Here is a 20,589-nt window from a genome sequence, read left to right as displayed (position 1 = left end):
GATCGGCGCATCCGTCACCTCCGGCGCCGCCATCTGCGAAATCAAGAACTGAGCCATTCACCGCCGTTGCCGGCCGGAATTGCCACCGCATCGGCGAGGGCGGCCCAAAAAGGCACCATCACGTCGTTCGGACCATTCCTCCGCGTTCCCGGTCCGCACCGGAAACGACGAGAGCAAGGACATTCCGAGGAAAGGACTCATGGCCAAGGAGAGGCACATGGACGCCGAAGTGATAGTCGCCGGTGCAGGACCGACCGGCATGATGCTGGCGGGCGAACTACGTCTGGCCGGGATCGACGTGATCGTCCTGGAACGTCTCGAGCGGCGCACGGGCGAGTCCCGTGGTCTCGGCTTCACCGCACGCACCATGGAGGTGTTCGACCAGCGCGGACTGCTCCCCCGGTTCGGTGAGATCGAGATCAGCAACCAGGGCCACTTCGGCGGCCTGCCCGTCGACTTCAGCCTCCTGGACGGCGCCCATCAGGCGGCCAAGACCATCCCCCAGTCGCAGACCGAGACGGTCCTGGAGGAGTGGGTCACCGCTCTGGGTGGTGACATCCGGCGCGGACACGAGGTCGTCGCCGTCAAGGACGAGGGCGACTCGGTCACCGTGGAGGCCCGGGGCCCGCAGGGTGTGGAGCGGTTCACGGCGCCGTACCTGGTGGGGTGCGACGGCGGCCGGAGCACGGTGCGCAAGGCGGCCGGGTTCGACTTCCCCGGCACCGCCGCGACGATGGAGATGTTCCTCGCCGACGTCAGGGGCCTCGAGCTGGAACCGCGCATGATCGGTGAGACGCTGCCCGGCGGCATGATCATGGTTGGTCACCTGCCGGGAGGCATCACCCGGCTGATCGTGTGCGAGCGCGGTGCTCCTCCCCGGCGTCGCACCGCACCACCGGAGTACGAGGAGGTGGCAGCCGCGTGGAAGCGGCTCACCGGCGACGACATCTCGCACGGCGAGCCGGTGTGGGTCAGCTCCTTCGGTGACGCGACCCGCCAGGTCACCGAGTACGCGCGCGGCCGGGTGCTGCTCGCGGGCGACGCCGCGCACATCCACCTGCCGGCCGGCGGGCAGGGCATGAACACCGGCATCCAGGACGCGGTGAACCTGGGTTGGAAACTCGCCGCCGTGGTGCGGGGCCGGGCTCCGGAGAGTCTGCTGGAGACCTACCACAGCGAGCGGCACCAGGTCGGCAGGCGGCTGCTGATGAACACCCAGGCCCAGGGCCTGCTCTTCCTCAGCGGCCCGGAGATGCAGCCGCTGCGCGAGGTGATGACGGAACTCATCCAGTACCCGGAGGTCAGCCGTCACCTGGCCGCCATGGTCAGTGGGCTGGAGATCCACTACGACGTCGGTGGCGGCACCAATCCGTTGCTCGGCCGCCGTATGCCGCACGTCGACCTGGTCCGGCCCGACGGAACCCCGACCGGCAGCACGCAGGCCCTGCACCGGGCGCGCGGCGTGCTGCTGGACCTGGAGGACAACGCGGTGCTGCGCCGCCGGGCGGCCGGCTGGCGGGACCGCGTCGACGTCGTCACAGCGACGCCACAGGGCGAGCGGGCCGTGGAACGGCTGGCCGGCAGCTCCGCCGTGCTGGTCCGCCCGGACGGCCATGTGGCCTGGGCCGCGCCCGGCAGCCACGCAGACCTGCCCATGGCCCTGGAGCGCTGGTTCGGCCCCGGGCTGTGACGTCCCCGCGGTGCTCGCAGCACTTTGCGGGATGACCGGTACGACCGGAACCGGTCGTGAAGTCGTGAGGAGACAGGGAACATGCACAGCACGCTGATCGTGGCGCGGATGGAACCGGGCTCGGCAGCCGACGTCGCCACACTGTTCGGCGAGTTCGACCGCACCGACATGCCGCACCGTATGGGTACACGGCGCCGCCAGTTGTTCCACTTCCGTGGCCTCTACTTCCATCTGCAGGACTTCGACTCGGACGACGGCGGCCACCGCATAGAGGAGGCGAAGCTGGACCCGCGGTTCGTCCGCATCAGTGAGGACCTCAAGCCGTACATCGAAGCCTACGACCCGGCTACCTGGCGTTCCCCCAAGGACGCCATGGCCACCCGCTTCTACCACTGGGAGGCGTCGGCGTGACGGCGCGTCGGGTGGTCATCACCGGCATCGGTGTCGTCGCCCCCGGCGGCATCGGCGTCAAGAACTTCTGGAACCTGCTCAGTGAGGGACGCACCGCGACCCGCGGCATCACCTTCTTCGACCCCTCGCAGTTCCGCTCCAGGGTGGCGGCCGAGATCGACTTCGACCCCGAGGAGCACGGCCTGGGCCCGCAGGAGGTGCGGCGCATGGACCGTGCGGCCCAACTCGCCGTCGTCGCCGCGCGGGAGGCGGTCGCCGACAGCGGGCTGGAGCCGGCCGAGCTCGATCCGCACCGTGTGGGAGTCACCGTCGGCAGCGCGGTGGGCGCCACGATGGGCCTCGACTGGGAGTATCGCGTGGTGAGCGACGCCGGACGGCTGGAGCTCGTCGACCACGCGTACGCCGTGCCCCACCTGTACAACCACTTCGTGCCCAGCTCGTTCGCGGCGGAGGTGGCCTGGAGCGTGGGCGCCGAGGGGCCCACCAGCGTGGTGTCCACCGGCTGCACCTCCGGCCTGGACGCGGTGTGCCACGCGGTGGAACTGCTGCGGGAGGGGTCCGCCGACGTCATGGTGGCCGGCGCAACCGACGCGCCGATCTCGCCGATCACGATGGCCTGCTTCGACGCCATCAAGGCCACCACTCCGCGCAATGACGACCCCGGGCATGCGTCACGGCCCTTCGACGGCACCCGCAACGGCTTTGTGCTCGGGGAGGGTTCCGCGGTGTTCGTGCTGGAGGAACTGGACAGCGCCCGGCGGCGCGGCGCCCACGTCTACGCCGAGGTCGCCGGCTACGCCTCCCGCTGCAACGCCTTCCACATGACCGGCCTCAGGCCGGACGGCGCGGAGATGGCCGAAGCGATCCGAGTCGCTCTGGACGAGGCGCGCGTCGCCCCGGAGGAGATCGACTACGTCAACGCGCACGGCTCCGGCACCAAGCAGAACGACCGGCACGAGACGGCCGCGTTCAAGAAGAGCCTGGGCCAGCACGCCTACGACGTGCCGGTCAGCTCCATCAAGTCGATGATCGGCCACTCGCTGGGCGCGATCGGCTCGATCGAGATCGCCGCCTCGGCCCTGGCCATGGAGCACAACGTGGTGCCACCCACGGCCAACCTGCACACCCCCGACCCCGAATGCGACCTCGACTACGTGCCCCTGACCGCACGGGAGCACCGGACCGACACGGTGTTGACGGTCGGCAGCGGCTTCGGCGGCTTCCAGACCGCCGTGGTCCTCACCCGCGCCGAGAGGAGGGCGGCATGACCGCGACGGCGGTGATCACCGGCCTGGGTGTCGCCGCGCCCAACGGGCTGGGGACCAAGGAGTTCTGGACGGCGACGCTCAGGGGTGAGAGCGGCATCGGCCCCGTCGAGCGGTTCGACCCGTCCCGGTATCCGGCGCGGCTCGCCGGTCAGGTGCGCGGATTCGTCGCCGAGGACCATCTGCCGAGCCGGCTGCTGCCGCAGACCGACCGGATGACCCGACTGGCCCTCGTGGCCGCGGACTGGGCGCTGGACGACGCCGGGGTACGACCCGCCGACCTGCCGCCCTACGACATGGGTGTCGTCACAGCCAGCTCCTGCGGCGGCTTCGAGTTCGGTCAGAACGAACTGCGCAACCTGTGGAGCAAGGGCAGCCAGTACGTCAGCGCCTACCAGTCGTTCGCCTGGTTCTACGCCGTCAACAGCGGCCAGATCTCGATCCGCAACGGTATGAAGGGTCCCAGCGGCGTGGTGGTGAGCGACCAGGCCGGAGGGCTCGACGCCCTCGCGCAGGCCCGTCGGCAGATCCGGCGCGGAACCCCACTGATCGTCTCCGGGAGCATCGACGCCTCGATCTGCCCCTGGGGCTGGGTGGCCCAGCTGGCGAGCGGCCGGCTCAGCACCAGCGAGGACCCCGACCGCGCCTACCTGCCCTTCGACGCACAGGCGAACGGTCATGTACCCGGTGAGGGCGGCGCGATCCTCGTCGTGGAGGACGCCGAGACGGCCCGGCGCCGCGGCGCGCGGCCCTACGGCGAGATCGCCGGGTACGGGTCCACCTTCGACCCCGCACCGGGCAGCGGCCGCGAGCGTGGCCTCAGGCGGGCCATCGAGCTGGCGCTGGCCGACGCCGGAGCCGACGCCCAGGACGTCGACGTGGTGTTCGCCGACGCCGCGGGCGTGCCCGCGGAGGACCGTGCCGAGGCCGAGGCCCTCACCGCGGTGTTCGGTACCCGGGGTGTGCCCGTCACGGCGCCGAAGACGATGACCGGGCGACTGTACTCCGGGGCCGCGCCGCTCGATCTGGCGGCGGCCATGCTGGCGATCGCCGACGGGCGGATCCCGCCGACCGTCAACGTCCGGCCGGCCGCCGACTACGGCCTGGACCTGGTCACCGATGCCCCCCGCTCCGCCGAACTGCGCACCGCGCTGGTGCTGGCCCGTGGTCACGGCGGCTTCAACTCGGCCATGGTCGTCCGGGCCGCCTGACCGGGCGCCGTCACCGCGGGCCGTGGTCCGCGGCTTCCCGTGGCAGGCAGCCGGGTCACCCTCCCACGTACCTCACCCCCTTTCACCAGGAAGAAGAAGGAGTACGAGAACCGTGCAGTTCACCCTCGACGACCTCAAGCGCATCCTCCTGGAGAGCGCCGGCGCCGACGAGAGCGTCGACCTCGACGGCGACATCCTGGACCTTCGCTGGGACGAACTCGGCTACGAGTCGCTGGCCCTGCTGGAGACCGGCAGCCGCATCGAGCGCGAGTACGGCATCACGTTCGACGAGACGGCGGTCACCGAGGCCGAGACACCGCGCGCCCTGCTGAAGGTGGTCAACGCGCAGCTCGGCGCCTCCACCGCCGCCTGACGCCCACTGTTCCCGCTCGGGGCCGGCGGACCCGCACCCGCGCCGCCGGCCCCGGGCGGACCCCCGTCCGCATCGCACACAGCCGGAGAAGCCATGACCGAGCACACCTCGCGAGTCGCCGTCGTCACCGGAGCCACCAGCGGCATCGGCCTGGCCGTCGCCCGGTCCCTGGGCGCCCAGGGCCACCGCGTGTACATCGGCGCCCGCACGGCGGAGAACGTGACCACCACCGTCAAGCAGCTGCGCGAGCAGGGCGTGACCGCCGACGGCAGCGCCGTCGACGTGCGCGACACAGCCGCGATCCGGCAGTTCGTCCAGGGCGCCGTCGACACCTTCGGCACCATCGACATCCTCGTCAACAACGCGGGCCGCTCCGGCGGCGGCGTCACCGCCGACATCGCCGACGAGCTGTGGGAGGACGTGATCGACACCAATCTCAACAGCGTCTTCCGCATGACCCGGGAGGTCCTCAACACCGGGGGCATGCGCGAGAAGACGTGGGGACGCGTCATCAACATCGCCTCCACGGCAGGCAAGCAGGGGGTCGTCCTGGGCGCCCCCTACTCCGCCTCCAAGCACGGCGTCGTCGGTTTCACCAAGGCCCTCGGCAACGAGCTGGCCCCGACCGGCATCACCGTCAACGCCGTCTGCCCGGGCTATGTGGAAACGCCGATGGCCCAGCGCGTCCGCCAGGGGTACGCCGCCGCGTACGACACCAGCGAGGAGGCCATCCTCGAGAAGTTCACGGCGAAGATCCCGCTCGGCCGCTACTCCACCCCGGAGGAGGTCGCCGGTCTCGTCACCTACCTCGCCTCGGACACCGCCGCCTCCATCACCTCACAGGCCCTCAACGTCTGCGGTGGCCTCGGAAACTTCTGACACCGACCGGCCGGGGCAGTCGTCCGGTCCTTCGAAGGAGAAACCCCTACATGACTACACGTCAGGTCGAGCACGAGATCACCGCCGAGGCCCCCGCCGCCACCGTCTACCGGCTGATAGCCGAGGTGGAGAACTGGCCCCGGATCTTCCCGCCCACCATCTACGTCGACCACGTCGAACGCGGCGACGCCGACGAACGCATCCGCATCTGGGCCACCGCCAACGGCGAGGCCAAGAGCTGGACGTCGCGCCGCACCCTGGACGCGGACAACCTGCGCATCACCTTCCGCCAGGAGGTATCCGCCCCGCCGGTCGCCGCGATGGGCGGCACCTGGATCATCGAGCCGCTGTCGGACACGAGGTCCCGGATCCGGCTGCTGCACGACTACCGAGCGGTCGACGACGACCCGCGCAGCCTGCAGTGGATCGATCAGGCCGTCGACCGCAACTCCCGCTCCGAGCTGGCCGCGCTGAAGACCAACGTCGAACTCGCAGAGGAAGCCGGGGACATCACGTTCTCCTTCGAGGACACCGTGCACATCGCCGGCTCCGCCAAGGACGCCTACGACTTCGTCAACGACGCCCACCTGTGGCGGGAGCGGCTGCCGCACGTGGCCCGCGTCCGCTTCGAGGAGCCCGCACCGGGACTGCAGGTCCTGGAGATGGACACCCGCGCCAAGGACGGCTCCACGCACACCACGAAGTCCTACCGGGTGGCCTTTCCGCACCACCGCATCGCCTACAAGCAGGTCACGCTGCCTGCGCTCATGACCCTGCACACCGGGATCTGGACCTTCACGGAGCAGGACGGGGGCGTAGCCGCCACCTCGCAGCACACGGTGGTGCTGAACACCGGCAACATCGCGGCCGTGCTGGGGCCCGAGGCCACCGTGGCGGACGCCCGTGCGTACGTCCAGGGCGCGCTGAGCACCAACAGCCGCGCGACCCTGAACCACGCCAAGGACTACGCCGAGAGCAGGCGTTGACCATGACCGGGCTCATGCTGGACACCGACGTCGCCGTGGTCGGAGCCGGCCCCGTCGGGCTGATGCTCGCGGGCGAGTTGCGCACCGGCGGCGCGCGGGTGACCGTTCTGGAACGGCTGGCCCGGCCCACGACCGAGTCCAGGGCCTCTACACTGCACGCCCGCACGATGGAACTGCTGGACCAGCGAGGCCTGCTGGAGAGGTTCGGGGAACTGCCCAACGACGTACGGGGCCACTTCGGCGGGATCCCGCTGGACCTGCGGCTGCCCGGTCCTCACCCGGGCCAGTGGAAGGTGCCGCAGACGCGCACCGAGGCGATCCTCGCCCAGTGGGCGGCCGGCCTCGGCGCGGAGCTGCGGCGCAGCCACGAGGTCACCGGGCTGACGGAGCACCAGGACCACGTGGAGGTCGAGGCCGAACGGCCCGGTGGCGGCACACTGCGGCTGCGCGCCGGGTACGTGGTGGGCTGCGACGGCGAACACAGCACCGTCCGCCGTCTGGCCGGCATCGACTTCCCCGGGCATGAGGCCGTCAGGGAGCTGATCCGCGCCGACGTGGCCGGTATCGACATCCCCGACCGCCGCTTCGAGCGCCTGCAGAAGGGTCTGGCGATCGCCGCGCGCCGGAGCGACGGGGTGACCCGGGTGATGGTCCACGCCTACGGGCGCACGCCGCAACCCCGCACCGGGGCACCGGAGTTCACCGAGGTGTGCGAGGTGTGGCGGCACGTCACCGGGGAGGAGATCGGCGGCGGCACCCCGCTGTGGCTCAACGCCTTCGGCGACGCCTCCCGGCTGGCCGCCCGCTACCGGCAAGGCCGGGTCCTGCTCGCCGGCGACGCGGCCCACCAGCAGATGCCGGTCGGCGGCCAGGCCCTCAACCTGGGACTGCAGGACGCGGTCAACCTGGGCTGGAAGCTGGCAGCCGTCGTGCGGGGCATGGCGCCGGAGAGCCTGCTGGACACCTACCACCGCGAGCGGCACGCCGTCGGCGCCCGGGTGCTCAGGGGCATCGAGGCCCAGACCACCCTGCTGCTGGGCGGCCCCGAGGTGGAGGCGATGCGCTCGGTCCTGGCCGAACTGGGCGGCCACGAGCGGGTACGGCGGCACCTCGCCGGAACGATCAGCGGCCTGGACGTCCGCTACGACCTCGGCGCGGACCGCCACCCGCAGATCGGCGCCCGCCTGGAGCCCGCCCCCCTCGTCACAGCCGACGGTCCCACGACGACGACCGCACTGCTGCGCTCGGGACGTGGGCTGCTGCTGGACCTCACGGGCGACTCGGCCCGCCACGCACAGCTGCGCCGGGAGTGCGGCCCCTGGCTGGACCGGGTGGACCTGGTCGCGGCCGAGCCCGCCCCGGGCGGGCCGGGCCACGAACGGGACGCGTACCTGCTGCGCCCCGACGGCCACGTCGTCTGGGCGGCGACCGCCTCGGGTCCGGACGGGGCCGCCGAGGCCCTCAGGACGTGGTTCGGCCCGGCGGCCTTCACCCCGCAGGCGACCGGTCCCGGCACAGCGGCGCGACCGCGCCCCGCACAACCCCGCGCCGAAGGGCACCTCGCCGATCAGTACCACCGAGAAGAGGAGGGAGACACGCACATGGGCAGGCTCACGGGCAGGACGGCGCTGGTCACCGGGGCCAGCCGGGGCATCGGCCGGGCGACGGCGATCCGGCTGGCCGGAGAAGGCGCCCTGGTCGCCGTGCACTGCGCGGCCAACCGCGACGCGGCCGAGGAGGTCGTGGCGGCCATCGAGAAGGACGGCGGGCGGGCGTTCGCCGTACAGGCCGAACTCGGCGTCCCCGGCGACGTCCACGAGTTGTTCCTCGCGCTGGAGCGGGGCCTGAAGGAACGCACCGGGTCCACCGACCTGAACATCCTGGTCAACAACGCGGGCCGGATGGGCGGTGTTCCGTTCGAGAAGATGACGCCGGAGGAGTTCGACCGGTTGTTCGCGGTCAACGCCAAGGCGCCGTACTTCATCATCCAGCGCGCTCTCGCGAACCTCACCACCGGCGGCCGGATCATCAACATCTCGTCCGGGCTGACCCGTTTCGCCAACCCCGACGAGATCGCCTACGCGATGACCAAGGGGGCCGTGGAACAGCTCGCCCTGCACTTCGCGAAAGTACTGGCGCCCCGTGGGATCACCATCAACAGTGTCGCGCCCGGCATCACGCGCAACGGCAACCCGCTGTTCGACGTGCCGGAGGCGGTCGATCAGATGGCCCGGTTGTCCGCGTTCAACCGGGTCGGCGAGCCCGAGGACGTCGCCGACGTGGTGGCCTTCCTCGCCTCGGACGACAGCCGCTGGGTGACCGGCGCCTTCCTCGACGCCACCGGTGGCACCCTGCTCGGCTGACCGGCCCGACGCACTCTGCCCGGCTCGCTGCCAGGTCGCGGCCGGCCGGGCACGCCCCGTCATCGTCAACCCTGTTTCGGAACTCCCGTGAAACCTTCGACGCACGGACCGGCCGGCTCCCCGGATGCGGCGCCCGAGTCCTGGGACGCCGGACAACGGGGACTGCTGCTGGTCCTGGCCGGCAACATGCTGATCGACTCCCTCGAGGTGTCGACGGCAATGGTCGCGCTGCCGTCCATCGGCCGGGACCTCGATCTGCCGCTGACGGCCCTTCAGGGCGTCGTCACCGGCTTCGCCCTGGGTTTCGGCGCGCTGCTGCTGTTCGGCGCCCGTGTGGTGGAGCGACTGGGCAGGCGCCCGGTGTATTTGGCGGCGCTGGTGGGTTTCGCCGCCGCATCCGTGGCCGGCGGCCTGGCCGGCGGGCCCGCCCTGCTCATCGCCTGCCGGGTGGTGAAGGGGTTCTGCGCCGCGCTCACCGCGCCCACCGGCCTGACCATCATCACCACGGCCTATCCGGAGGGCCCCGCCCGCTCCCGGGCCGTGTCGGTGTACGCCTTCGTCGGCGCCTGCGGGTTCACGGGCGGGCTCCTGCTGTCGGGACTGCTGACCGAGGTGGGCTGGCGCTGGACGTTCCTGTTCCCGGCACCGGTGGTGCTGGTGCTGTTCGCCTTCGGCCTGCGGTTGATCCCAGGCGGCCGACCTGACGGGCCGGCGCGCCGCTTGGACCTCTCCGGCGCGGCGACGCTGACCGGTGGCCTGGCGGCCCTGGTGACCGGCATCGTCCAGGTGCCCGGGCGCGGCTGGGGCAGCCCGCTCGTCTTCGGCTCGTTCACGGCCGCCGCCGCGCTGCTGGCCGCCTTCCTCCTGGTGGAGCGCACTGCGGCCGACCCGCTCCTCCGCCCCGCCCTGCTGGCCCACCGGGGCCTGCTGCGGGCGATGCTGGGCGCCGTCACACTGAACGGCTCGTACCTGGGGCTGCTGCTGGTGGCCACATTCCAGTTGCAGACCACCGAGGGCTGGTCACCGGCGCGCACCGCTCTTGCCCTGCTGCCCGCGAGCCTTCCGCTGGTGGTGACCGCGCCCCTGTCCGGGCGGATGATCGAACGGTTCGGCACTCGCCGCCTGATCGCCCTGGGCGCCCCGGCACCGCTGCTGGGCTACCTGCTGTACCTGCGGGCGCTCACCCCGCACCCCTCGTACGCTGCGGATGTGCTGCCCGCCGTGCTGCTGGTCGGGGTCGGCTTCGCACTGTGCTTCACCTCCTTGAACGTGCAGGCGGCGGCCGCGGTACCGGCCGCGGACCGGCCGGCGGCCACGGGTCACTACCAGACCGCCGTGCAGACGGCCGCCGTGCTCGCGCCCGCGCTGGTGGCGGCTCTGCTGCTGTCGTCCGGCGTTCCGGGCGCCCACGTGGCCGAGGGCTACCGCCCCGCGGTGTGGCTGGTCGTCGCGCTCGGGGCACTGGGACCCGTGGCCGCGTCGGTGCGTCCCGTGCGCCGTTCCGCCTCCGGCCGCGCCGCCGAACCGCGCATGACCGCGCCTCCGTTCACCCGCTCACCCCTGGATCGGTAGCCGGCCGATCCGCGGACCCGTACCCGTCCTTCCCCCGGCACGGGCGATCGCCGCCGGGCCGGAAGCCAGAGACCCAGGAGCTGCGATTCGATGACCACAGCGACCCCCCGGTCCGTCGACGCCCCGGAGCGCGACGGGCTCACGGAACTCACGCACATCAAGGAGCAGGTGCTCCACGGCCCCGACCCGGCCGCCACCGAACGGCAGCACGCCAAGGGCAAGCTGACGGCGCGGGAGCGGATCGACCTGCTGCTGGACCCGGGCTCCTTCCACGAGGTGGAACCGCTGCGGCGGCACCGGGCCACCGGTTTCGGCCTGGAGCACAAACGTCCCTACACCGACGGCGTGATCACCGGCTGGGGCACGGTGCACGGGCGCACGGTGTTCGTGTACGCGCACGACTTCCGCATCTTCGGTGGGGCCCTGGGCGAGGCCCATGCCGCCAAGATTCACAAGATCATGGACATGGCCCTGTCCGCGGGCGCCCCGCTGGTGTCGCTCAACGACGGGGCGGGCGCCCGCATCCAGGAGGGTGTCACGGCGCTCGCCGGCTACGGCGGCATCTTCGAGCGCAACACCCGGGCCTCGGGCGTCATCCCGCAGATCAGCGTGATGCTCGGCCCCTGCGCGGGTGGCGCCGCCTACTCGCCCGCGTTGACGGACTTCGTCTTCATGGTCCGGGGCACCTCGCAGATGTTCGTCACCGGACCCGACGTGGTGCAGGCCGTCACCGGCGAGCGGATCACCCATGACCGGCTTGGCGGGGGCGACGTGCACGGCGGGACCTCAGGCGTCGCCCACTTCGTCCACGACGACGAGGCAGACTGCCTGGAGGACGTGCGCCACCTGCTGTCGCTGCTGCCGGCCAACAACCGGGAGCTGCCGCCCCGCACACCGTGCGACGACCCCAAGGACCGTTCGGGCGAGGCGCTGTTGGACATCGTGCCCACCGACCCCGGCCGCAGCTACGACATACGGGCCGTGATCGAGGAGATCGCCGACCACGGCGAGTACGTCGAGGTCCACGCCGACTGGGCTCGCAACGTCGTGTGCGCCCTCGCCCGGCTCGGCGGCGAGACCGTCGGCGTCGTGGCCAACCAGCCCGCCGTCCTGGCGGGTGTCCTCGACATCCACGCCAGCGAGAAGGCGGCCCGCTTCGTTCAGTTCTGCGACGCCTTCAACATCCCGCTGGTCACGCTGGTGGACGTGCCGGGCTTCCTGCCGGGCATCGACCAGGAGCACGGCGGCATCATCCGGCACGGCGCGAAGCTGCTGTACGCCTACTGCAACGCGACCGTGCCCCGCGTCTCGGTGGTGCTGCGCAAGGCCTACGGCGGCGCCTACATCGTGATGGACTCGCACTCCATCGGCGCCGACCTCGCACTGGCCTGGCCCGGCAACGAGATCGCCGTCATGGGCGCCGAGGGCGCCGCGAACGTCATCTTCCGGCGCGAGATCCAGTCCGCCGAGGACCCCGAAACCGTACGGGAGCAGAAGATCAAGGAGTACCGGGCGCAGCTCATGCACCCGTACTACGCCGCCGAGCGGGGTCTGGTGGACGACGTCATCGATCCGCGCCACACGCGGGGGATCCTCGTCGACGCGCTGGCGATGCTGCGCGAGAAGCACGCCGACCTGCCCTCCCGCAAGCACGGCAACCCGCCGCAGTGAGCACGCAGGAACGAAGGGAACACCACCGCATGCACCGCGAGGAGACCGCGGACACCGCTCCCCTGATCCGCGTCATCCGCGGCGAGGCCGGTCCTGAGGAGCTCGCCGCGCTCACCGTCGTCCTGCTGCTGCACGCCCGCGGCCCGGCCCCCTCCGGGGTGGGGCCGGCCGCCCAGCGCGCGCACCGGCCGGCCACCTGGCGCCGCCTGGAGCGGGCTTTGAACCACCGCAGCGCGCGCAGCTGGCGCAGCGAGCTGCACCGCACCCGGCCGCCGTCCGGGGCCGGTGTCTGACCACATCACACCGCACCACCGACCCTCTCGAGGAGTGACCCGATGACCGTCCAGCCCACCGTGCTGGTGACCGCGGCCACCGGCAACGTCGGTCCGCACGCCTGCACTCACCTGCTGCGCCTGGGAGCACGGGTACGGGCCCTCGTCCTGAAGGACGACCCGCACGTGACGCGGCTGCCCGACGACGTGGAGGTGCACCACGGAGACCTGTCCGTCCCCGGCACGCTCGACGCCGCCCTCGAAGGAGTGGACGGCGTGTTCTGGATGTGGCCCTTCTTCACCCTGGACGTGCGCACGGCGCCGGAAGTGCTGCGCAAGATCGAGGAGCAGGCGCGGCGCATCGTGCTGGTGTCCTCCGTGGGCGTGCACATCGGTCTGGAGCCGGTCGACAACAACTGCCACGCCTACCTTGAGCAGTTGATCGAGCGGACCGGCCTGGAGTGGACGTTCCTGCGCACCACCGGCTTCATGGCGAACGCGCTCGGCTTCGCCGCGCAGATCCGTGCCGGCGACGTGGTGCGTTTCCCCTATGGCGACGCGGCCCGCACGCCGGTCCACGAGGGGGACCTGGCCGAGGTCGGCGCCCGGTCCCTGCTGGAGGACGGGCACGCCGGGCAGAAGTACCTCGTCTCCGGCCCGGAGGTGCTCACCCAGGAACAGCAGGTGCAGATCGTCGGTGACGTCGTCGGCCGCAGCCTGCGCTGGGAGGACGTCCACGCCGACGAGGCCCGCAAGCAGATGGTGGCGGCGGGCTGGCCCCCCTCGTATGCGGACGGCGCGCTGGACTACTTCGCTCGCCTGACCCGCCGGCCCGAGGTCGGCTCCTCGGTCGTCGCCCAGGTGACGGGGCGGCCCGCCCGCACCTTCCGGCAGTGGGCCGAGGAGCACGCCGATGCCTTCCGCTGACGGCAGGACGGCCACGCCGTCGCCCGGCGCGGGCCGCCCGACGAGACAAGCAGAAGCTGGAGACGCCATGGTTCCGACGCACTCCGAAACCGCCCCACAGCCGGGGTCCGTGCCTGCCGCCTCCGCGCACGCCGCCGCTTTCGAGGTGCTGCGCGTCGACGCCGCCGCAACGGCCGACACCCTGATGAGCGTCATCGCCCGAGAGGTGACGGCCCACATCGTCGAGGCGCCCGGGTTCCTGCTGTCCCGGCTGCACGTCGCGCTGGACGGCAGGGCCGTGGTGCACCACACCCGATGGCGCAGCGAGGCGGACTACCGCGCCTCCGGCCTCGGCGATGTGCGGGCGGGCGCGCTGCGCGGCCTTCACCGCCGGCCAGGGGTGGTCTCCGCCACCGTGTTCCTGGGCGCCCCAGCCGGCGGCATCAGCGGACCCGCGGCCGGGCGGGCGCCCGGTGTGGTGGCCGTGGCCACCCGGCACTTCGCCGGGCCGCGGCAGGCCGGCGAAGTGGTTGCTCTGCTCCACCGCACGGGAACCTGGAAACGCGACTTTCCCGGTTTCATCCGCGCCACCCCCTACCTCAGCCCCGACCGGCGGACCTTCGTGAACTACCCGATGTGGACGGACCGTGCCGCCTATGACGCGTGGATGGCCGATCCCCGCATCGCCGAAGGGCAGAGCGAGATCTCCCGCTACGAGACCGCACCCCCCGAGTACCTGGTGTGCACCGTGGCATCCGAGACAGCTGCCCCGTCCGCAACAGCCTGCTGAAACCTCCGGAGACACCGTGTCCGACTCGACGTGCCACTACGACCCACCACCCGCAGTGTCCTCCGTACGGCCCGGCGGGTCCCCTCCGCCCGGCTCGGACAGGCCGGTTCCCGACCCGATCGCCGATGAGCCGTTCCTGCCGCTGCCGGCCGGAACGGGGGACGTCGACCCCGCCGAGTCACACATCGTCCGCGGCGTCGACTGACGCCGCCGCAGACCCGGACCACCCACCCGACGACGCGCGAAGGCGCAGCACCATGACCTCGAAGCCGATCACCGACCTCCCGGGCGGCGCGGCCGCCGCCCCGCCGCGCGGCCCAGCCTCCCCGCCCCCCGTACGGGAGATCGTGCTGGACGCGAACGGCATCCCGCTCTCCGGCCTGCTCGGCCTGCCGACGGACAAGCCGCCCCGGGCGACCGTCGTGGCGCTGCACGGCGGGGGAATGCGGGCCGGTTACTTCCACTGCCTGGCCGAACCGGGGCTGTCGCTGCTCACCCTCGGCCCCCGGCTCGGCTTCGCGGTGCTGGCCCTGGACCGGCCCGGCTACGGCCGCTCGGCCGAGCACCTGCCCCGCGGGCAGACCCTGCACGAGCAGTGCGCCACCGTACAGGCGGCGCTCGCCGGCCTCGACCTGCACCACGCGGTGGGCAGTGGCGTGTTCGTGGTGGCCCACTCCTACGGCGGCAAGCTCGCCCTCGCCCTGGCCGCGGCCGGCACGGACCTGATCGGGCTGGACATCTGCGGCCTGGGTCACCGGTTCGCGGTGGACCCGCGGCGGCTCGTCCCGCTGCACGACCCCCGCACGGCCGCACTGCACTGGGGGCCGCTCGCCCTGTACCCGGCGCACACCTTCCGGCTCGCCACTGCCCTGGTGGGTCCCATGCCGGAGCGAGAGGAGCGCGAGGTCAGGCACTGGCCGCGGATCCTTGCGGCGCTGGCCCCTCAGGTGCGGGTTCCGGTCCGGTTCACCTTCGCCGAGTTCGAGCGCTGGTGGCGGCACGACGACGAGGCGCTGGCCGAGTTGACGGCGCTGTTCGCCGCGGCCCAGGTCCGCGTGGACCGGTTGCCGGAATCCGGCCACAACGTCAGCCTGGGCTGGACCGCGCGCGCGTACCACCTGCGGGCCCTGGCGTTCCTGGAGGAGTGCCTCGCCGCGCGCCGTCTCGCCGCGACCCGCTCCGCCCGGCCGGCCGGCCGGGGCGTGCCCGTCAGTCCACCTGCAGCCGGCGCGGGCCCGCCCCCTGCTCCCCCAGCACGTCGTACGGATTGGCGAGCACGCAGCGCTCCAGGGTGAGGCAGCCGCAGCCGATGCAGTCGTCGAGTTCGTCGCGGAGCTTCAGCAATTGCTGGATGCGCCGGTCGAGGTCGGCGCGCCAGTGCGCCGAAAGCGCCGCCCACTCGTCCTGGCTGGGAGCCCGGCCCGTCGGCAGGACGCTCAAGGCGTCCCGGATGACGCTCAGCGGGATGCCCACCCGCTGGGAGACCCTGATGAAGGCGACCCGGCGCAGCATGTCCCGTGAGTAACGCCGCTGGTTTCCCGCGGTGCGGTGGCTGCTGATCAGCCCCTCGCGCTCGTAGAAGCGCAGCGCCGAGGTGGTCACACCGCTGCGCCGCGCCAGCTCGCCGACGGATAGCTCCTTGGGGATGACGGTGGTCGACATACCCACCACGCTAGAAGGACCTCACCTTTACTTCAACTTTTGGGAGGAAGAGGGATGACCATGTCGGCAGCTCCGCCCGTGCCGCTGTTCTCCGGCGCGTACTTCCAGAACCCGTATCCGGTGTTCGACTGGCTCCGCGACCACTCCCCGGTGCACAGGTTCGCCTTCCCGGTGGGCGAGGTGGACACCTGGCTGGTGACCCGGTACGCAGACGTGAAGGCCGTGCTCGCGGATCCCCGGTTCAGTTCCGAGGGCGGCACCTGGGGCAACACGGAGTTCAAGAGGGCCGGCCTCGTCAGCGGAGCGGGCAGCGTGCTGGAGAAGGCGGTCACGGTCGTCGATCCGCCCGCACACACCCGGCTGCGCCGGCTGACGATGAGTACGTTCACCCCGCGCCGGATCGGTCAGTGGCGGCAGGCCGTGGAGCGAGTGGTGGCCTCCGTCCTGGACGCCTGCGCGGCCCGGGGCGAGTTCGACGTCATGGACGACTACGCCGGCCCGGTCTCGTCCACGGTGATGGGGGAGATCCTGGGGCTGCGCATCGACCGGCACCGGGAACTGGTGGACGCGCTCGCCCAGGCCTTCCCGTCCGACACCGACCGAATGGACCGGGCGCCCGAGGGGTTCGCCCGGATCTGCGGCTACGCCGAGGAGCTCGTCGCGCTCAAGCGTCGCAGCCCGGCCGACGACCTGACCTCCGCGCTGATCCTGGCCCGGCAGGACGAGGACCGGCTGACGGAGGAGGAACTGGTGGCCATGGTGGCCGCCATGATCCTCGCGGGCAGCGACACGGTCCGCGCCTTCGTCGGCAACGCCGTGCTCGCGCTGCTCGACCACCCCGACCAGGCGCGGCTGCTGCGCGATCGGCCCGACCTGGAGGCCGGGGCCCTGGAGGAACTGCTGCGTTACGAAGGCGCTCTGACCACGGCCCTGTTCCGGGTGACCACCGAGGAACTGGACTTCCGCGGAACGGTCCTGCCGGCCGGGGCGCCGGTCATCGCGGCGCTGCTGTCGGCCAATCGCGATCCCCGCGAGTTCCCCGACCCGGACCGCCTCGACCTGACCCGCGGCGGGCAGCGCCACGTCGGCTTCGGCCATGGACTCCACAACTGCCTGGGCGCTGCACTCGCCCGGTTGGAGGGGCAGTTGGCCATCCCCGCGCTGTTGCGCAGGTTCCCCTCGCTGACCCTCGCGGTGCCGCGCGAGGAGCTGCGCTACATCGAGAACTGGGCGATGCGGCGGCTGGTCCGGCTCCCCGTTCGCGCCGCGGGCAGGGGTGCGGCATGACCACCCGTCCGACCGGCCCGCGCGGCACGGTGCGCATCGACCAGCAGTTGTGTCGCGGCACCGGCCTGTGCCAGGCCATGTCGCCCGCCCTGTTCCGGCTCACCGGTGCCGGGCACGCCGTGCCCGTCGAGGGCGAGCTGCGTGACGACAGCGCGGTGGAGCTCGCCCGGTCCGTCGCCGAGTGCTGCCCGATGGGCGCGGTGACGGTGGAACCCGACCACGACGAAGACACCGGCGCCCGCACCCCCGTCCCCCGGGAAAGGTGACCCCGTGACCCGCACATCCGAGGAGGAGCCCACCGTGAACCAGTCCGAGGCCATCCTGTCCAAGCTGTGGGAGCGCAACTACGACCCACTGACCTGCGAGATCGTCGGCCGTCTGCCGCTGCGCCGCGACGCCCGCTGCCTGGATGCCGGCGCCGGGAGCGGGTCCATGGCGTACTGGCTCGCCGAACGGGTGCCAGAGGGCTCCGTGCTCGCCGTGGACGTGGACACGAGCCTGATGGACGCATCGCGCAGGCCGAACCTGATGGTCCGCCAGGAGGACCTGGAGCAGCAGGAGTTCGCTCCCGGTTCCTTCGACCTGATCCTTGCCCGGGGGGTGCTGTCGGTGCTTCGCGCCCCCGACGAGCTGCTCGAGCGCGCCGTGCGCTGGCTGGCCCCCGGCGGCTGGCTGGTGGCGGAGGACTTCTACTTCCTGCCGGCCGAGGACGCGGCGACGCCGGTGGGACGCTCGGTCATCGAGGCGTACCTGCGCGCCTTCCGTCAGCACGGCGCCGACATGCGGTTCGCCCGCCGGCTGCCCGCCCGGCTGGCACAGCTCGGCCTGACGTCCGTCGACCTGCATCTGCGCCCCCTCGGCCCCGGGCAGGGCGAGTACGAGAACGAACTCATGCGTCGCCGACTCGAGTTGCAGGGCCAGCCGCTGGTCGACAACGGCTGGGTGAGCGCGGAGCAGCTCAGCGAGTTCATCGCCCAACTCGATCGACCCGAGGCCCGTGACGTCACGACGCTGCTGTTCTCGGTGTGGGGGCAGCGCCCCACGACCTGACCGCGCCACCGCTTGACTTCAACTTAAGTTGAAGTTTTACCGTGGCAAGGACAGCAACACGATCACCGTCGCCAAGGAGAAGTACAGGTGCGCTCCGACCCGACAGTGCAGGAACAGGGCCGCGGAGGCGGGTCCGGCCGAGCGACCGTGCTGGTGCTCGCCGGCACGCTCACGATCATGGCCGGAGCCGTGGTGTCCCCCGCGATACCCGGGATACGCGCCGCGTTCGCGGACACAGCCGACGTCGATCTGCTGGCCAGAATGATCACCAGCGCCCACGCACTGGCGATCGTGCTCTTCTCGCCCTTCGCCGGCGCCCTGTCCGAACGCATCGGACGCAAGCGCGCCCTGGTGACCGGCATGCTCACCTTCGCCCTGGGAGGCACGTCCGGCTTCTACCTTCCCGACCTGGCGAGCATCCTGGCCGGCCGCGTCGTGCTGGGACTCGGCGTGTCCCTGATCATGACCAACAGCGTGGCCATGATCGCGGACCTGTACGACGGGACCGAGCGCCGGCGCCTGCTCGGGCGGCAGACCGCGGCCGGCGCCTTCGGCGGCGTGGCACTGCTGGTCGGCGGCGGTGCGCTCGCAGGGCTCGGTTGGCGTACGGTCTTCCTGGTCTACCTGCTCGGTGCGGCGCTCGTCGTGCCCGCGCTGACGCAGCTGCCGCAGACCCGGCCCGCGGCCGCCGGCGCCCGGCCCACGGGGGGTTCCTCACCGTCCCGCACCCGCCGGGGCCCGGCCACCGGGCCGGCGGCGGCGCTCGCCGCCATGTTCCTGGGCCAGGTGGCCTTCTACTCGGTGCCGGTGCAGGTCCCGTTCCTGGTCGAGGACCACTTCCACGCCGGTTCGGTGGCCTCCGGAGCCGTCATCGCGGTGCAGACGCTCACCACGGGCCTGGTGTCGCTGCGCTTCGCCGCCATCCGGCGCCTGGCCGGCGAGTACGGCCTGGTCACCGCCGCCTTCACCGCCATCGCCGTCGGCTACCTGGTGCTCTTCCTGGCCCCGCACGTCGCCGTGCTGGCGCTCGGCACCCTGGTGATGGGCGTGGGCCTCGGCATACTGATGCCGACACTCAACAGCTGGGTGGTCGACGAGGCGCCGCCCGAGGCGCGCAGCCGGTACACGGGCTTTCTGACCACCGCGCTCTTCCTGGGCCAGTTCCTGGCCCCGATCGTCACCCAGCCGCTGGTCACGGGCCTCGGCATCCAGCCGATGTTCCTGGTCATCGCGGCCGGCGCCCTTGTAGTCGCCGGCGGGTACCTCGTCGGTGGCCGGCGGCGCACGGCCGCCACCGGCCGGGCGGGCGCCGCCCCGGACGCCCCTGGGCAGGGGCGGGATGCGCAGGGCGACGCCCCGGCGGGGGCTCCTGCGCCGGGGAGCACCCGAGGCACGGGGAACACCGGGAAGCGTCCGCCACGGAACCCGACCGCGCCCCCGGCCGGACAGGGCGACGGCGTGTCGGACGCCTCCGCCTCCCAGGTCGCTCCACGGACCCTTCGCGCACCGAGTTCCGTCCACCGGAGGCAACCGTGACACCGCACTCCCCCCGCACCGCAGCCACCCGGCGGGTCGAGTTCGTCCTCGACCTCATCTGCGTCCACTCCTACCTCGCCCTCACCCGTTTCGAGCGCGCCGCGGCACGGCGGCGAGCCGACGGCGACCGTATCGAGGTGGTCTTCCGTCCCTTCCAGATCGCTCCCGAGGCCCCGGCCGGGGGCGAGCCGCTCACCGAACGCCACCGCCGCGACTTCGGGACCGAGGCCGAGCGGATTACACAGCACATGACGGCCGTGGGTGCCCGGGAGGGGCTCCGCCTCGACTTCGCCCGGGCGGTGTTCGTCAACACGCTCCCCGCCCACCGGCTGCTCGCCGCGGCCGGCCGCCAGGGGCGGGCGGAACCGATGGCGGAACGCCTCTTCCGCGCCTACTTCACCGACGGGGCGAACATCGGCGACGCCGCCACACTCGACCGGCTGGCTGCGGAGACCGGCGTCCGGCGCGGCGGGCCCGAGGAGCCCGACGAGCGGGCCCTCACGGCGGAAATCGCCAAGGTCCGTGCCGAGGGCGTCCGCCAGGTTCCGCTGCTGCGCTTCGACACCGGGACCGTCGTGACCGGCGCGCAGCCGGAAGAAGTCTACTTCCGGGCACTGTCCGAAACCCTCGAGCGCCCCGTTCCCCCTCAGCAGTAGCCAATATTC

21 protein-coding genes are annotated in these 20,589 nt (G+C 72.1%); 20 read left to right on the top strand and 1 reads right to left on the bottom strand.

Features of this window, described 5'->3' with window-relative positions:
- Positions 1-217: 217 nt before the first annotated feature.
- From C3492_RS13690 to C3492_RS13625, 15 genes are all read left to right on the top strand, one after another.
- Positions 218-1,690: an FAD-dependent monooxygenase gene (locus C3492_RS13690; RefSeq protein ID WP_103812042.1), complete on the top strand. Its 1,473-nt coding sequence runs from the start codon at positions 218-220 to the stop codon at positions 1,688-1,690.
- Positions 1,691-1,771: 81 nt separating this feature from the next.
- Positions 1,772-2,101, top strand: a complete 330-nt coding sequence (locus C3492_RS13685; RefSeq protein WP_103812007.1) for a TcmI family type II polyketide cyclase — start codon at positions 1,772-1,774, stop codon at positions 2,099-2,101.
- Positions 2,098-3,369 (top strand): beta-ketoacyl synthase, encoded by a 1,272-nt coding sequence (locus C3492_RS13680; protein ID WP_103812006.1) that lies wholly within the window; start codon positions 2,098-2,100, stop codon positions 3,367-3,369. Before C3492_RS13685 ends, C3492_RS13680 begins: the two co-directional genes overlap by 4 nt.
- A complete protein-coding gene (locus C3492_RS13675; RefSeq protein ID WP_103812005.1) occupies positions 3,366-4,577 on the top strand; it encodes a ketosynthase chain-length factor in 1,212 nt (403 codons plus the stop codon). Before C3492_RS13680 ends, C3492_RS13675 begins: the two co-directional genes overlap by 4 nt.
- A 112-nt stretch (positions 4,578-4,689) precedes the next feature.
- Entirely contained in the window at positions 4,690-4,950 is a 261-nt protein-coding gene (locus C3492_RS45700; protein WP_132792780.1) for an acyl carrier protein, read from the top strand.
- Positions 4,951-5,043: 93 nt separating this feature from the next.
- Positions 5,044-5,829 (top strand): 3-oxoacyl-ACP reductase FabG, encoded by a 786-nt coding sequence (gene fabG, locus C3492_RS13665; RefSeq protein WP_103812003.1) that lies wholly within the window; start codon positions 5,044-5,046, stop codon positions 5,827-5,829.
- 50 nt (positions 5,830-5,879) lie between these two features.
- The gene (locus C3492_RS13660) at positions 5,880-6,815 is read left to right on the top strand and encodes an aromatase/cyclase (RefSeq protein ID WP_103812002.1); all 936 of its coding nucleotides are present in this window, start codon (positions 5,880-5,882) and stop codon (positions 6,813-6,815) included.
- A gap of 2 nt (positions 6,816-6,817) precedes the next feature.
- Complete coding sequence (locus C3492_RS13655; protein WP_103812001.1) at positions 6,818-9,178, top strand: SDR family oxidoreductase; 2,361 nt, start codon at positions 6,818-6,820, stop codon at positions 9,176-9,178.
- 87 nt (positions 9,179-9,265) lie between these two features.
- Positions 9,266-10,750, top strand: a complete 1,485-nt coding sequence (locus C3492_RS13650; protein ID WP_258055682.1) for an MFS transporter — start codon at positions 9,266-9,268, stop codon at positions 10,748-10,750.
- A 90-nt stretch (positions 10,751-10,840) separates the two neighbouring features.
- On the top strand, positions 10,841-12,421 hold the full coding sequence (locus tag C3492_RS13645; RefSeq protein ID WP_103812000.1) for an acyl-CoA carboxylase subunit beta: 1,581 nt from the start codon (positions 10,841-10,843) through the stop codon (positions 12,419-12,421).
- Positions 12,422-12,450: 29 nt separating this feature from the next.
- Positions 12,451-12,714: an acyl-CoA carboxylase epsilon subunit gene (locus C3492_RS13640; RefSeq protein WP_103811999.1), complete on the top strand. Its 264-nt coding sequence runs from the start codon at positions 12,451-12,453 to the stop codon at positions 12,712-12,714.
- Positions 12,715-12,756: 42 nt separating this feature from the next.
- On the top strand, positions 12,757-13,620 hold the full coding sequence (locus C3492_RS13635) for an NAD(P)H-binding protein (RefSeq protein WP_103811998.1): 864 nt from the start codon (positions 12,757-12,759) through the stop codon (positions 13,618-13,620).
- Between the two features lie 109 nt (positions 13,621-13,729).
- Entirely contained in the window at positions 13,730-14,389 is a 660-nt protein-coding gene (locus C3492_RS13630) for an antibiotic biosynthesis monooxygenase (RefSeq protein WP_181140349.1), read from the top strand.
- A 16-nt stretch (positions 14,390-14,405) separates the two neighbouring features.
- Entirely contained in the window at positions 14,406-14,594 is a 189-nt protein-coding gene (locus C3492_RS44165) for a hypothetical protein (protein WP_146075682.1), read from the top strand.
- 52 nt (positions 14,595-14,646) lie between these two features.
- The gene (locus tag C3492_RS13625) at positions 14,647-15,684 is read left to right on the top strand and encodes an alpha/beta hydrolase (RefSeq protein WP_258055681.1); all 1,038 of its coding nucleotides are present in this window, start codon (positions 14,647-14,649) and stop codon (positions 15,682-15,684) included.
- Here the strand turns inward: C3492_RS13625 and soxR are convergent.
- Complete coding sequence (soxR, locus tag C3492_RS13620; RefSeq protein ID WP_103811996.1) at positions 15,599-16,051, bottom strand: redox-sensitive transcriptional activator SoxR; 453 nt, start codon at positions 16,049-16,051, stop codon at positions 15,599-15,601. The two genes, C3492_RS13625 and soxR, sit on opposite strands and share 86 nt — an antisense overlap.
- 54 nt (positions 16,052-16,105) lie before the next feature.
- On the opposite strand from soxR, the gene C3492_RS13615 reads away from it, so the two are divergent.
- The 5 genes from C3492_RS13615 to C3492_RS13595 all read left to right on the top strand — a co-directional run bounded on the left by C3492_RS13615 (position 16,106) and on the right by C3492_RS13595 (position 20,580).
- The gene (locus C3492_RS13615; protein ID WP_181140348.1) at positions 16,106-17,338 is read left to right on the top strand and encodes a cytochrome P450; all 1,233 of its coding nucleotides are present in this window, start codon (positions 16,106-16,108) and stop codon (positions 17,336-17,338) included.
- On the top strand, positions 17,335-17,604 hold the full coding sequence (locus tag C3492_RS13610; protein ID WP_103811995.1) for a ferredoxin: 270 nt from the start codon (positions 17,335-17,337) through the stop codon (positions 17,602-17,604). The genes C3492_RS13615 and C3492_RS13610 overlap by 4 nt, the downstream gene beginning before the upstream one ends.
- A gap of 4 nt (positions 17,605-17,608) precedes the next feature.
- A complete protein-coding gene (locus C3492_RS13605; RefSeq protein ID WP_103811994.1) occupies positions 17,609-18,388 on the top strand; it encodes a trans-aconitate 2-methyltransferase in 780 nt (259 codons plus the stop codon).
- Positions 18,389-18,475: 87 nt separating this feature from the next.
- Complete coding sequence (locus C3492_RS13600; RefSeq protein WP_103811993.1) at positions 18,476-19,924, top strand: MFS transporter; 1,449 nt, start codon at positions 18,476-18,478, stop codon at positions 19,922-19,924.
- Positions 19,921-20,580: a DsbA family protein gene (locus tag C3492_RS13595; RefSeq protein WP_103811992.1), complete on the top strand. Its 660-nt coding sequence runs from the start codon at positions 19,921-19,923 to the stop codon at positions 20,578-20,580. Before C3492_RS13600 ends, C3492_RS13595 begins: the two co-directional genes overlap by 4 nt.
- Positions 20,581-20,589: the final 9 nt, after the last annotated feature.

The organism is Streptomyces sp. Ru62, from assembly GCF_002920615.1.
GTDB lineage: Bacteria > Actinomycetota > Actinomycetes > Streptomycetales > Streptomycetaceae > Streptomyces.
This window is presented reverse-complemented; position numbering and strand designations above follow the sequence as displayed.

Bases quoted from the DNA above. Each gene is read 5' to 3' on its own strand.
- C3492_RS13615 (WP_181140348.1), top strand. From the start codon at position 16,106: ATGACCATGTCGGCAGCTCCGCCCGTGCCGCTGTTCTCCGGCGCGTAC.
- C3492_RS13660 (WP_103812002.1), top strand. From the start codon at position 5,880: ATGACTACACGTCAGGTCGAGCACGAGATCACCGCCGAGGCCCCCGCC.
- C3492_RS13635 (WP_103811998.1), top strand. From the start codon at position 12,757: ATGACCGTCCAGCCCACCGTGCTGGTGACCGCGGCCACCGGCAACGTC.
- C3492_RS13685 (WP_103812007.1), top strand. From the start codon at position 1,772: ATGCACAGCACGCTGATCGTGGCGCGGATGGAACCGGGCTCGGCAGCC.
- C3492_RS13610 (WP_103811995.1), top strand. From the start codon at position 17,335: ATGACCACCCGTCCGACCGGCCCGCGCGGCACGGTGCGCATCGACCAG.
- C3492_RS13655 (WP_103812001.1), top strand. From the start codon at position 6,818: ATGACCGGGCTCATGCTGGACACCGACGTCGCCGTGGTCGGAGCCGGC.
- C3492_RS13645 (WP_103812000.1), top strand. From the start codon at position 10,841: ATGACCACAGCGACCCCCCGGTCCGTCGACGCCCCGGAGCGCGACGGG.
- C3492_RS13625 (WP_258055681.1), top strand. From the start codon at position 14,647: ATGACCTCGAAGCCGATCACCGACCTCCCGGGCGGCGCGGCCGCCGCC.
- C3492_RS13675 (WP_103812005.1), top strand. From the start codon at position 3,366: ATGACCGCGACGGCGGTGATCACCGGCCTGGGTGTCGCCGCGCCCAAC.
- fabG (WP_103812003.1), top strand. From the start codon at position 5,044: ATGACCGAGCACACCTCGCGAGTCGCCGTCGTCACCGGAGCCACCAGC.
- C3492_RS13640 (WP_103811999.1), top strand. From the start codon at position 12,451: ATGCACCGCGAGGAGACCGCGGACACCGCTCCCCTGATCCGCGTCATC.
- soxR (WP_103811996.1), bottom strand. From the start codon at position 16,051: ATGTCGACCACCGTCATCCCCAAGGAGCTATCCGTCGGCGAGCTGGCG.
- C3492_RS13690 (WP_103812042.1), top strand. From the start codon at position 218: ATGGACGCCGAAGTGATAGTCGCCGGTGCAGGACCGACCGGCATGATG.